At 44.3% G+C, this 13,091-nt stretch carries 10 protein-coding genes, 2 tRNA genes and 1 riboswitch; of the genes, 5 read left to right on the plus strand and 7 right to left on the minus strand.

What is annotated here, in order from left to right; translation table 11 throughout:
- Positions 1-40: 40 nt before the first annotated feature.
- The 6 genes from yihA to gltX all read right to left on the minus strand — a co-directional run bounded on the left by yihA (position 41) and on the right by gltX (position 4,161).
- Positions 41-667 (minus strand): ribosome biogenesis GTP-binding protein YihA/YsxC, encoded by a 627-nt coding sequence (gene yihA / locus BLP80_RS03390; protein WP_090540153.1) that lies wholly within the window; start codon positions 665-667, stop codon positions 41-43.
- 14 nt (positions 668-681) lie between these two features.
- Positions 682-1,431, minus strand: coding sequence for a type III pantothenate kinase (locus BLP80_RS03395; protein WP_090540155.1), 750 nt, complete (start codon positions 1,429-1,431; stop codon positions 682-684).
- Positions 1,432-1,441: 10 nt separating this feature from the next.
- Positions 1,442-2,431, minus strand: a complete 990-nt coding sequence (locus BLP80_RS03400; protein WP_090540157.1) for a biotin--[acetyl-CoA-carboxylase] ligase — start codon at positions 2,429-2,431, stop codon at positions 1,442-1,444.
- Between the two features lie 101 nt (positions 2,432-2,532).
- A tRNA-Glu gene (locus BLP80_RS03405) sits at positions 2,533-2,608 on the minus strand.
- Between the two features lie 32 nt (positions 2,609-2,640).
- Positions 2,641-2,716: transfer RNA gene (locus tag BLP80_RS03410), tRNA-Ala, on the minus strand.
- A gap of 53 nt (positions 2,717-2,769) precedes the next feature.
- Positions 2,770-4,161, minus strand: coding sequence for a glutamate--tRNA ligase (gene gltX / locus BLP80_RS03415; RefSeq protein ID WP_090540159.1), 1,392 nt, complete (start codon positions 4,159-4,161; stop codon positions 2,770-2,772).
- Between the two features lie 221 nt (positions 4,162-4,382).
- Between gltX and metK the strand changes: the two genes are divergently transcribed.
- The 5 genes from metK (at position 4,383) to glgX (ending at position 12,206) form a co-directional block, all read left to right on the plus strand.
- Positions 4,383-5,546 carry a methionine adenosyltransferase gene (metK, locus tag BLP80_RS03420; protein ID WP_090540161.1) on the plus strand — a complete coding sequence of 388 codons (1,164 nt, stop codon included), beginning with the start codon at positions 4,383-4,385 and terminating at the stop codon, positions 5,544-5,546.
- 81 nt (positions 5,547-5,627) lie between these two features.
- Positions 5,628-5,707, plus strand: a riboswitch (S-adenosyl-L-homocysteine riboswitch).
- Between the two features lie 16 nt (positions 5,708-5,723).
- Entirely contained in the window at positions 5,724-7,136 is a 1,413-nt protein-coding gene (gene ahcY / locus BLP80_RS03425; protein WP_090540163.1) for an adenosylhomocysteinase, read from the plus strand.
- Between the two features lie 136 nt (positions 7,137-7,272).
- Positions 7,273-8,118, plus strand: a complete 846-nt coding sequence (gene metF, locus BLP80_RS03430; protein WP_090540164.1) for a methylenetetrahydrofolate reductase [NAD(P)H] — start codon at positions 7,273-7,275, stop codon at positions 8,116-8,118.
- 290 nt (positions 8,119-8,408) lie between these two features.
- Positions 8,409-9,857 carry an exodeoxyribonuclease I gene (gene sbcB / locus BLP80_RS03435; RefSeq protein ID WP_090540166.1) on the plus strand — a complete coding sequence of 483 codons (1,449 nt, stop codon included), beginning with the start codon at positions 8,409-8,411 and terminating at the stop codon, positions 9,855-9,857.
- Positions 9,858-10,100: 243 nt separating this feature from the next.
- Positions 10,101-12,206, plus strand: coding sequence for a glycogen debranching protein GlgX (gene glgX / locus BLP80_RS03440; RefSeq protein ID WP_090540168.1), 2,106 nt, complete (start codon positions 10,101-10,103; stop codon positions 12,204-12,206).
- Positions 12,207-12,439: 233 nt separating this feature from the next.
- Here glgX and BLP80_RS03445 read toward each other — a convergent pair whose 3' ends face one another.
- Entirely contained in the window at positions 12,440-12,985 is a 546-nt protein-coding gene (locus BLP80_RS03445; protein ID WP_090540169.1) for a c-type cytochrome, read from the minus strand.
- Between the last annotated feature and the right edge of the window lie 106 nt (positions 12,986-13,091).

Raw genomic sequence — 13,091 nt, forward strand, 5'->3', positions numbered from 1 at the left:
CCCGGTTTTTTTCCCCTTTAACCGGGGTTTTTTTCGTCTCTCATTCAATATTATCTTGTTGAATCATTGCACTGCCTGATCTGAACCAATCAGTTAAAATCGTAGTTGCTTCTTCAACGCCACTTGCCAGCATGCTAGAAAAAAGTTGTGCCGTACATTGTGGATATCGTTCAGTTAGAAAACAACTGACTTCTTTCAGTACGCAAGCAGCCTGACTGCGACTTAGTTTATCCGATTTGGTTAATAGAATATGCACCGGCTTTTTCGTTAGAGAAAACCATTCTAGCATCTGCAGATCAAGCTTGGTCAAAGGGTGACGTATATCCATAATGAGCACCATACCGTACAGCACCTCTCGAGTCTGCAAATAAGTGCTGAGTAGATGCTCCCAATGCTGGCGGATTGCTAAAGGCACTTTGGCATAACCATAACCGGGAAGATCAACCAGAAAGTTATCATCCTCAACTCGAAAAAAATTAATATGCTGTGTTCTTCCAGGCGTTTTACTCACATAAGCAAGGCGACCACGTTTGGCAAGTGTATTAATCGCACTGGATTTACCGGCATTAGAACGCCCAGCAAAAGCAACTTCCACACCAGATGCCCGAGGTAGAGCCCTCAACTGATTGACGGTAGTGTAAAAACTGATATTCTGAAATAAAGACATATACCTATTCTCTACTAAGCTATTTCAGACTTTTCTTGAGCAATTACCTTTAATCCTTCTAGTACCAAATTATCAACAAATATAGGAAGAGGTACCTTAATATGAGGTAGCAATAAAGTAGCACCGCCACCGCTGATAATACAATCTGGCGTATTGCGACCCAGGTTAGCTGAAAGTAGTGTATACATATGGTCTATTGCGCCTATCAATGCGTGAATTACTCCGCTGTGAATGGCATCAGAAGTCATTTTGGGAAAGTCTTGGAAATGACCTTCGGTTAACGTTAATAATGCAGTCTTATTCACGAGCGCCTGCTTCATTAAATCAAAGCCAGGCAAAATGATTCCACCTAAAAACTCGCCTCTATCAGAAAGCGTATCTACTGTCATTGCAGTACCTACATTGATGACGAGGCAGCCTTGCCGCCTCATTCTCCACGTAGCGATCAAAGCTGCCCAGCGATCGCTACCCAATTGCGCCGGATTTGAGTAATAGTTCCTGACACCACACTGATAAGCAGTAGCCGAAATCCAACATGGTATTGCTTTCCAAATAACGAACAAATTTAATAGCGCCGCTTCAGCAAACGGTCCCGCTACATTGGAAACGATAATAGATGATGGCTCCGGCAACTCTCGCCAAATCTGGTTCAGCAATGCGCGTTGATTCTGAGCGATAATTCCCCGTTCATGCCAGTCGCTACCATTGTGTAGCCCCCACTTGATAGTAGTATTACCAGAATCTATAGCTAAAAGATAAGGCATAGGCTTTATTTTAGCCTAATTTACGCAGACTGATTTCACCACCATGAAAACTTTGCTCGCCCGTCAAAGTGCTTACCAGCAACGACCCATCCGATGCCACACCACGCGCCATGCCTTGTTCTATAAAGCCATTCGGCAAATGTAACTCAATCAGTTTATTTTCAAAGGCATGATAACGTACCCACTCATCTCTAAATGGTGAAAAACCCTGCCGATCAAAAATATTTAATATTACTGCCAGTTCTCTCAGTAAAACAGCCAATAATTTATTGCGATCAGGAATCTCATGAATAATGGCATAGATGTCTGTCGTTTCTTGATCTATCTTAATCTTAATATGCTCAGGCAACCTTAGATTGATCCCGATACCGATCACTGCAGTAGCCGGTCCAAGCATATCACCTTGTAACTCAATTAACACTCCCCCTAGCTTGATAAAATCAAACAGGAGATCGTTTGGCCATTTCAGAGTCACACCATTGATACCGACTGATGCTAACGTTCGAATGATTGCAACACCTACTGCCAAACTCAACCCGGATAGAAAATTGACACCTCGCTGAAACTGCCATGATAATGAGAAAGTCAGACTGTCTCCTAAGCCTGTATGCCATTGCCGACCGCGACGCCCCCGCCCCCCAGTTTGCAGTTCGGCGGCAATGACACGAATTTTCTCATTATGTGTGCCTTTATCCCTCGTAACGCTATACAGTAATAAACTATTAGTAGATTCAGTAGTCTCTAAAATTTCAATATGAAAGATATCTGCTTCCCTAGCGAGATGCGCCTGAATCACAGTTTTGTCTAACCACTGTACAGGATTAAGCCAGTGATAACCACGGCCTCGGATCTTGTGAAGAACCACGCCTAACCTGTCAAGGCCATATAAAGCATTTGAGATACTCGCACGCGACACGCCCAGAATTCGGGAAAGTTCTGTTCCAGAATGGAATTCGCCATCACTTAATTGTCTTAAAATAGCAAATGTAAGCGATTTCACATTCAGATCTGCGTAAGAATTTACGAGTATTTAAAGCGAGAATAGTTTATGACTAAGTATTCAATCTAAAAATTGATTTTACTTTGAATACTTTTAACCATTGGCGTCCCCAAGGGGATTCGAACCCCTGTACTCACCGTGAAAGGGTGATGTCCTAGGCCTCTAGACGATGGGGACCAGAATATAGTAATAACGGCATTGAGAGAAACTGGTGGAGATAAGCGGGATCGAACCGCTGACCTCTTGCATGCCATGCAAGCGCTCTCCCAGCTGAGCTATACCCCCGACTGAAGGAGAGAGAATTATACTGGTGCACTTGATTATTGTAAAGTTGAAGATCAATCTGGGAAGTTAAATATTTGTTGATTTATTCGTTTCAGCGTCTCTGTCTTTCCGAGCAACTCCAATATCGCATCAATTGAAGGTGTCTGCGCTTCACCTGTAACTACTATACGTAAAGGCATGGCTACCTTTGGTAATTTCACATCAAACGTTGCGGCTGCTTTCTTGATTTCATCCTGAATAACCTGGCGGCTCCATTCAATAGATGCAAATTTATCGATTAAATAAAGTAATATCGATTTTGTCTCCTGGTTGAAATGCTGTGCTTTGAGCTCATAAGATGGTTCAAGTGGGCGGAAGAAATAAACAGCCGCATCGGCAAGTTCACTAATTGTACTAACCCTTTCTTTAAGTAAATGAATTACTTTCAATAAATATGGCCCATTAGGTACAACACAATCATCTTTCTCAAGAAATGGTGTGATCAATTCAGCTATATGTAAATCCTCTTCGTTTTTAAGATAGTGTTGATTAAGCCACATCAGTTTTTCCGGATTAAATTTTGCAGGAGAACGATTTATTGTTGCCAAATCAAACCACTCGATCAACTGATCAGTACTGAATATTTCTTCATCACCATGGGACCACCCAAGTCGTGCGAGGTAATTTACAAAAGCCTTGGGTAAATAGCCCTCCTCGCGATAATGGATCACCGAAACTGCCCCATGTCGCTTAGATAACCTTTCACCATCGGCGCCCAATATCATAGGCACATGTGCATACTGGGGCATGGGTGCGTCAAGTGCTTTAAGAATATTAATCTGACGGGGTGTATTGTTGACATGATCATCGCCACGAATGACATGGCTAATGTTCATATCCAGATCATCGACGATAACACCGAAATTATATGTAGGTATGCCATCACTTCTCAGCAGGACAAGATCATCAAGCTCACTATTGGCTACCACAATTTTGCCCTTGACCAAATCTTCAAAGACCACATGTCCATCCGTGGGATTCTTAAAGCGTATAACCGGCTTAACCCCAACAGGAGGAGTTTGTTTTGTATCACGCCAACGCCCATCATATCTTGGCTTTAGGCCAGTAGCGCGCTGCTGTTCCCGCAGCAAATCCAACTCCTCCTTGCTGGCATAACAGCGATACGCCAGGTTATTTTGCAATAATTGCTCAGCAACCTCATGATAACGCGCCAGTCTCTGCATTTGATAAAAAGGACCTTCATCATAATCAAGCCCTAACCAAGTCATCCCATCAAGTATAGCTTGCACTGACTGTTGAGTTGACCGCTCAAGATCAGTATCCTCAATTCTTAAAATAAATTTACCACCATGTTTGCGTGCAAATGCCCAAGAAAAAAGGGCCGTTCGAGCCCCCCCAATATGAAGATAGCCGGTAGGGCTAGGAGCGAATCGTGTGCGTACCATTATGAAAATGCTATAAGTAATATCAATTAGAAACTGAACAGTCTACGTCATTCTGCAAAGATAGTGTTCCACTTGGAAATATCTTTTAATTTATATTTCCATTAATAAAAAGATCTCTTAGTGAATAAGATCTAACGATCCTTTTTATTCTTTTATTTAATCTCATACTATTTGCTATACTGGACAACTTTAAAAAAACTTTAAAAACACTTCAAAAAAACATGAGTGAATACCTTTTTACTTCTGAATCTGTTTCCGAAGGACACCCTGATAAGGTAGCAGATCAAATATCTGATGCAGTTCTAGACGCCATATTGAGTCAGGATAAAAATGCACGGGTAGCCTGTGAAACGATGTGCAGCACAGGATTGATTGTCTTATCAGGTGAAATTACAACACATGCTTCGGTCGATTATAACGTGATCGCACGTGACACAGTTAAAAAAATAGGTTATACCAGTTCTGACATTGGCTTTGATTGGAACACCTGCGCTGTACTGACAGCATTCAATAAACAATCACCTGACATTGCACAAGGGGTTAATCGCAGTAAAGAAGAGGAAATGGATCAAGGCGCAGGTGATCAAGGATTAATGTTTGGCTTCGCCTGTGATGAAACACCTCAATTAATGCCGATGCCAATTTACTATGCTCATCGTTTGGTAGAAAAACAATCACAATTAAGAAAGGATGGACGCCTGCCGTGGTTGCGACCTGATGCCAAATCTCAAGTATCCGTCAGATATATCGATGGCAAGCCGCAGCATATAGATACTGTCGTTATATCGACGCAACATGATCCGGATATCTCTCATGCCACCCTGACTGAAGCAGTTATCGAAGAAATTATAAAGCCAGTCCTTCCCAAGGAAATGTTAGGTGGAAATATTCGGTATCTGATTAATCCTACGGGGCGTTTTGTGGTTGGCGGACCTATGGGTGATTGCGGCTTAACAGGTCGTAAGATTATTGTAGATACTTATGGTGGTACCGCCCATCATGGAGGAGGTGCTTTCTCTGGCAAAGATCCCTCCAAGGTAGATCGTTCTGCTGCTTATGCGGTACGTTATGTTGCAAAAAATATCGTAGCGGCTGGCCTTGCTGGCAAATGTGAGGTACAAGTTGCTTACGCCATTGGTGTTGCACGTCCCGTTTCTCTGATGGTTGAAACTTTCGGTACCGGGAAGATCCCTGATGAGGAGCTAGCTAAACTAATAGAACGACATTTTGATTTACGCCCAAGAGCGATTATTCATGAGCTTAATCTGTTACGGCCAATTTATGCAAAAACTGCCGCTTATGGGCATTTTGGCCGGGAAGATGCAGATTTTACTTGGGAAGCAACTAATATCGCCGCACAACTTCGCGCTGATGCTGGAATCTGATTGACTCAATTTCTAAAATAGAATCTATTACCTGAAATTATTATTCCCCATTTGCTTAAGTACAAGCTTGATTTATTCCCATTTACTGAGGAGCGCTGCAACGGTTATTAATCCGTGAGGCTCAGTTCATGCGGCTAACGAAACAACGGCGCTCGTTCATTTTAGGAGAATTTAACTATGAGCGGCCAGTTTACTGATTATAAAGTTGCTGATATTTCCCTGGCAGACTGGGGAAGAAAAGAAATTGCCATTGCAGAAACAGAAATGCCTGGCTTGATGGCATTGCGCCAAGAATATGCAGATCGGCGGCCCCTGGCTGGTGCACGGATAGCGGGCTCACTGCACATGACAATTCAGACAGCAGTATTGATCGAAACACTCGTTACTTTGGGAGCTGAAGTTCGCTGGGCCTCCTGCAATATTTTTTCAACACAAGACCACGCCGCTGCAGCGATTGCTGCAAAAAATACTCCGGTATTTGCCTATAAAGGTGAATCACTAGAAGATTACTGGGAATATGCTCACCGTATTTTCGAATGGTCAGAAAATGGAAAAACAAGCCATGCTAATATGATTCTGGACGACGGTGGTGATGCAACCTTACTCCTGATCCTTGGTAGCAAGGCCGAGAAAGACCCTTCCGCTATTGCAAATCCTACCAACGACGAAGAGCGTGCACTTTTTGCAGCCATCAAATTACGAATTGACAGTCAGCCTAACTGGTATTCTGAAAAGCTTGCCGGTATCAGAGGAGTCACTGAGGAAACGACTACAGGGGTTCATCGGTTATATGAAATGCAAAAAAAGGGCGCTTTGCCGTTCCCTGCTTTCAATGTTAATGACTCAGTGACCAAATCAAAATTTGACAACCTTTATGGTTGCCGAGAATCTTTAGTAGATGGTATCAAGCGTGCAACTGATGTCATGATTGCCGGCAAAATTGCAGTGGTATGTGGCTATGGCGATGTGGGCAAGGGCTGCGCGCAATCACTGCGTGGTTTGGGTGCGACTGTCTGGATCACTGAAATCGACCCAATCTGTGCGCTGCAGGCGGCTATGGAAGGCTATCGTGTGGTAACCATGGATGATGCCTGCGATAAGGCAGATATTTTTGTTACCGCAACGGGTAATATTCGCGTGATTCACCATGATCATATGCTCAAAATGAAAGATCAGGCGATTATATGCAATATTGGACATTTTGATTCTGAAATAGATATCGCTTCAATTCAGCCATATCAATGGGAAAATATCAAGCCACAAGTAGATCATGTGATTTTCCCAACAGGCCGCCGGATTATTGTATTAGCTCAGGGCAGGCTGGTAAACCTAGGCTGCGCGACTGGCCATCCCTCATTTGTCATGTCCAGTTCTTTTACGAATCAAGTATTAGCGCAAATCGAGCTCTGGCAAAATGGAGAAAATTACCAGAAAGAAGTTTATGTGCTTCCTAAGCACCTGGATGAAAAAGTAGCGCGCCTCCATCTTGGAAAATTAGGCGTGAAACTCACCGAGTTAACCGACGAACAAGCGCAATACCTTAATCTGGGTAAAAACGGACCTTACAAACCAGAAACATATCGATATTAACGATGCATCAGAAACAGGAAAGGTTTGAATAGAATAAAAATTCTTGCTTAAGTAATGCTTTCTATATAGATAATCCTGCCAGGGTAGTGAAATTAATTAGCTACCCTTACTTTGTAATGACGATAGATACAATAAGTTGAGATCACAAAAAAATTTTTCGCCCACTTTCAGCTTTGAACTTTTCCCTCCACAAACCCCGGAAGGAGTGGAAAAATTACGAGCTGCACGTCAGCAGCTCGCTCAATTCAAGCCAAAATTTTTCTCAGTCACCTTTGGCGCAGGAGGCTCCACCCGCGACCGCACCTTCGAAACAGTACTCGAAATCCTGGCAGAAGGCCATCCTGTTGCGCCCCATCTTTCCTGTATTGGTTCTACTCGCGAAAATATTTACTCAATCCTAAGTAAGTACCAGGAAAACGGTATTCGCCACATCGTTGCCTTGCGGGGAGATTTGCCTTCCGGGATGGCTCAGTCTGGTGAATTCCGTTATGCAAACGAGCTGATTACATTTATTCGCAAAGAGTTTGGCAATACATTCCACATGGAAGTAGCCGCTTATCCCGAATATCATCCACAAGCCCGTTCTGCCCAGGAAGATTTCAGGAATTTTAAAAACAAAATAGAAGCAGGTGCAGATTCAGTCATTACGCAGTTTTTTTATAATGCAGATGCTTATTTTCATTTTGTTGATATGTGCGAGGCTGCCAACCTGAATGTTCCCATTGTTCCTGGTATTATGCCAATCAACAAATTTTCTCAACTGGTTAGATTCGCAGACACTTGCGGTGCTGAGATTCCTCGCTGGATCAGAAAAAAACTGGAAGGATATGGAGATGATATTGCGTCTATCCACGCTTTTGGACTCGATGTAGTCACTGATTTATGCGAGCAGCTGCTTAAAGCGGGTGCACCGGGACTCCATTTTTATACGCTCAACTCTGCTGTTTTGACCACAAAAATCTGGCAACGGCTTGGCTTATAGATCATATCGCAACTCTTCTCCAGAATATTCCTGATTTACTTATCTATCCCGAATATTTCATAAATTCGCGTGATGATCACGCAGGATTTTGATCAATAGGGAAGTTTTGAGAAAGAGGGGTGTAGTGATTCATACACCCGACTGAGCAAAATCTTTCTTATTAATCAAAAGACAAGTGAGGGCACGTGCCAATTTATGAAATATTCGGGCTATCTACCTATATAGGAGCTAGGAACTGTGGGAGGAAATACAAATACGTAGCTGGATAAAAAGTGACTCTGGAATATGCGATGGCAACGTTGTATTGGCATGATTATGAAACTTTCGGTTCTGACCCGAGATGGGACCGGCCGGCCCAGTTTGCTGGCCTAAGAACCGATGAGGCGCTTAATGAACTCGGTGATCCTCTGGTCATTTATTGCAAGCCAGCCAAAGATATTTTGCCCCAGCCAGAGGCCTGCTTACTCACTGGAATTACACCTCAAATGGTGGATAAGCAAGGCTTGCCTGAACCAGAATTTATTGCAAAAATTCACACGGAACTGACACAGCCGGGAACCTGTAGTCTTGGTTACAATACATTGCGCTTCGATGATGAAGTAACGCGTTTTGCCTTATATCGAAATTTCTACGATCCTTATGCCCGCGAATGGCAGCATGGAAATTCGCGCTGGGATCTCATCGATTTAGTGCGAATGACTTATGCCTTGAGACCAGAGGGCATTATTTGGCCAAGGCATGATGATGGCAAGCCCAGCTTCCGTCTTGAGGATTTGACAGTGGCCAATGGTATCGATCATGGCTCCGCACATGACGCACTATCGGATGTCAAAGCGACCCTCAAGCTGGCGCGCTTGTTACGTGATAAGCAGCCGCGTCTATATAACTGGCTTTTTCAGCTTCGTAATAAGCATAAAGCAGCTTTGTTATTGGATTTGATTAATCACACTCCGGTCATTCATACTTCCCGTATGTATCCCTCAGAAACAGGTTGCACTACTGTGGTGATGCCGGTAGTTCAGGAGCAGGGAAACGGTAACAGTGTTCTAGTTTATGATCTGCGCCACGATCCCGCTCCTTATTTAGAAATGAGTGCCGGGGAGCTCGCAGAATGTCTGTTTACTCCTCAATCAACGTTACCTGCAAGCATGTCGCGCTTACCCGTCAAATCCGTGAAGATCAACAAATGCCCAGCGCTCGCTCCTCAAAATGTTCTTGATACCCCCACTGCATCACGAATTAGTCTCAATATAGAAGCTTGCAATCAACATTGGCAGTTGTTGCATAAAAATACCGCGTTTATGCAGCGTGTCGCGCTAGCCTATTCCAGTAGGGAATTTGAAGCATCCAGAGATGTAGATCTAGCACTTTATGACAATTTTTTTAGTGAGCACGATCGCCTCCTCATGACAGAAGTGCGTGATGCCTCGCCTTTGCAGCTGGCACACAATCATTTTGATTTCCAGGATAAGCGGTTGCATGAATTGTTATTTCGATACCGTGCGCGCAATTGGCCCGATACCCTCTCCAAAAATGAGTTACCGCAATGGGAAACCCTCCGCTGCCAACATCTTACAGAAAAGAATTCCGGTAATAGCATTACCTTAACTGAATATGCCGAGAAAATTACCCGTTTGCGTAAAACCTATGCAGAGAATGCTCATCTCTTGGAAATATTAGATTCTATTGAGACATGGGGTAGAGAATTAGCTACAGAAAACAACCTACCTTGGGATTGATTAGAAATGAAAGAATAATCCTTCAACTCTGGCAAACTCAATTTTCTTCATGTAGTGTTTCACTCCACATGAAGCTTAAGTTATTGCTGTTGGCTAACCTTTCATTGAATATCGAAATGATAAAGAACTGAGAAAATCAGCTAAGTCTACCATCTGGTGGATTGTAACCCTAGCGTGAATCGGGCTATTAGGATTAGTATAGAAATTAATCATGCAAGCAAACTTTAATCTACCTAGAAAAATATGAAAGTATGGCCCGGACAACCTTATCCATTGGGAGCCGTTTATGATGGCTCTGGAACAAACTTCTCAGTATTTTCGGAAACTGCCGAACGGATTGAGCTGTGCCTTTTCGATGAGAAAGGGAACGAGACGCGAGTTGATCTACCAGAGGTAACGGGCTATTGCTGGCACGGCTATCTGCCATTCGTCGAACCTGGCCAACGCTACGGCTTTCGCGTTCATGGACCCTGGGATCCAGCCAACGGTCAATGCTGTAATCCTGCCAAGCTACTGCTCGATCCTTATGCCAAAGCGATCGACGGGCAGGTCAAGTGGAACGAAGCTGTTTTTTTATACCGTTTTGGCAAAGGCCTGGAAGCTCAAAACAACAGCGATAGCGATAGCGCACCATTCATGCCACGAAGCGTGGTGCATCAACCCCATTTTGAATGGAACGGAGATCGCAGGCTGCAAATCCCCTGGCATGAGACCGTCATCTATGAGACTCATGTCAAAGGCCTCACTGCCAGACATCCAGATATTCCACCTGAGATACGAGGCACTTATGCTGCCCTGGCACACCCGGCAATTATTGATTATTTCAAACAGCTTGGGATCACCGCAGTCGAGCTCATGCCGATCCATTATTTCATTCATGACAAGCATCTGATAGATCAAGGTTTACGAAATTATTGGGGATACAATTCCATTGGCTACTTCGCGCCTCATAGCGAATATGCATCCCAAAAGCGTCCCGGTGCTGCTGTGGCTGAGTTCAAACAAATGGTCAAAACATTGCATCATGCCGGAATTGAGGTCATTCTGGATGTGGTATACAACCATACAGCAGAGGGGAATCATCTCGGCCCGATACTTTCTTTCAAGGGAATCGATAACGCGTATTATTACCGCCTTTGCGACGATCGATGCTATTACAAAGATTACACCGGCACCGGTAACAGTCTGAATATGCGCAATCCCTTCGTGCTGCAACTCATCATGGATTCCCTGCGCTACTGGATTCTGGAAATGCATGTTGATGGATTCCGTTTCGATCTGGCTGCCACTTTGGCGCGAGAACTGCACGATGTAGACCGCCTCTCAGTGTTCTTCAATATCATCCAGCAAGATCCTGTCGTCAGTCAGGTGAAGCTCATCGCTGAGCCTTGGGATGTCGGTGAAGGTGGTTATCAGGTGGGAAATTTTCCCCCAGTATGGACCGAATGGAATGGTAAATATCGAGACTGCGTACGTGATTTCTGGCGAGGGGAGAATCAAACACTCGGGGAGTTCGCTTCCCGTTTTACCGGCAGTTCCGACCTTTACGAAAAAACTTCCCGCCTGCCATACGCCAGTATCAACTTCGTCACCGCTCATGATGGATTCACTTTAAATGACCTCGTTTCTTACAATGAAAAGCATAATGACGTCAACAATGAGAAAAGCCATGATGGTGAAAACTACAACCGTTCGTGGAATTGTGGCGTTGAAGGCATGACAGAAGACCTGAAAGTGCTCCAGTTGCGAAATCGCCAGAGGCGAAACTTCCTGGTCACACTGCTTCTTTCTCAGGGTGTGCCAATGCTGCTGGGAGGAGACGAGATCAGCCGTACGCAGAAAGGTAATAATAATGCCTACTGCCAGGATAATGAGATCTCCTGGTATGACTGGGAAAATGCAGATAAAGACTTGCTTACTTTTTGTCAGAAGCTCATCGAATATCGCAAAGACCATCCTGTCTTTCGTCGTAGACACTGGTTTCTGGGTCAGCCCATTCATGGAAGCGAGGTAAAGGATATTGCCTGGTTTACGTTAGAAGGCGAGCAGATGTCTGAAAAGCATTGGGGTCTGGGGTATGCCAAGTCACTTGGCGTTTTCTTGAATGGCGCAACGATCCCGAATCCCTATCCACGTGGCGAACCGGTAAAAGATGACAATTTTTACGTGATTTTCAATGCACACCATGAAGCGTTGATTTTTACCTTACCCAAGACCAATTGGGGGGCGCTCTGGATTAAGGAATTCGACACTGATATTGGTTGGCTGGAAAATGAGGAAACGCTTAAAGCAGAAAGCCAAATCAAAGTGGAAGACCATTCCGTGGTAGTGTTGCGGCAGGTAACCTAGCTAGCCACACCGGTCGGTAGCAGCCAGTTACCCCGGATATTTCATAAATTCGCGTGATGATCACGCGAATTTATGAAATATCCGGGGTAGGTGGGATAACTTCCGCTTTCGGGCGTTAGTTCACACCCGATTTCTTCGCATAGCATCCCGTTTGTTTCTGTATCCAGGCTGCCACTTTTATCTTTTACTTCCGATAATGCCAGCACCCGCCTCAAAAAGCGATTAAGTCGCTATTAGTGATGATGATCGTGCAGATTGTCATCACGATGCGTTTCTCCGAACGCCGCATATTGTTCAGCAGTCATGCCGGGAAGTTTGTGAAGAAAAGCAACCGTTGCCCAGATCGCCTCGTCATTGTGCGTGAGCCCCCATGCGGGCATAGCCGTCATTTTGAGACCATTCTTGATTACCCAGAAGTATTTTTTTGAGAGATATAACTTCTCATCTGCATCAATTACTGGCTCTCTTTTATAGAATACCGGCGCTTGTGGGTAGAGACCCATTGCCAGTTCGGTGGGTTGCTCACCGGGCGCCAAATGGCATTCGGTACACATGGCATGGTAGTGCTTGAAGCCTTTCGCAAGCATATCTGCACTATCAAGCGCGGGAACTTCCAGCTCTTCCGCACGCGCTTTTATTGAGCTTTCACGTACCCACGTAATCATCTTCTCCGTGATCGCCCAATGTTTCTCAGTTGCAGCCATGTTGTAGGCGCCAGAGCCTAGCACGATAAACGTAAGCCCGAGCGCTGCTAGTGCTACGATGACAAGCAATTTCATTTTCATTCCTCCTAAATGGTTATTCAGAACGACTCATGACGGTTTATGCATATAAAGTACCACATTGACTCAAGCTCCGGAAACAAATTACTCTACTCTGCAGCAG

The sequence above is a fragment of the Nitrosomonas sp. Nm132 genome (assembly GCF_900100485.1).
Lineage (GTDB): Bacteria > Pseudomonadota > Gammaproteobacteria > Burkholderiales > Nitrosomonadaceae > Nitrosomonas.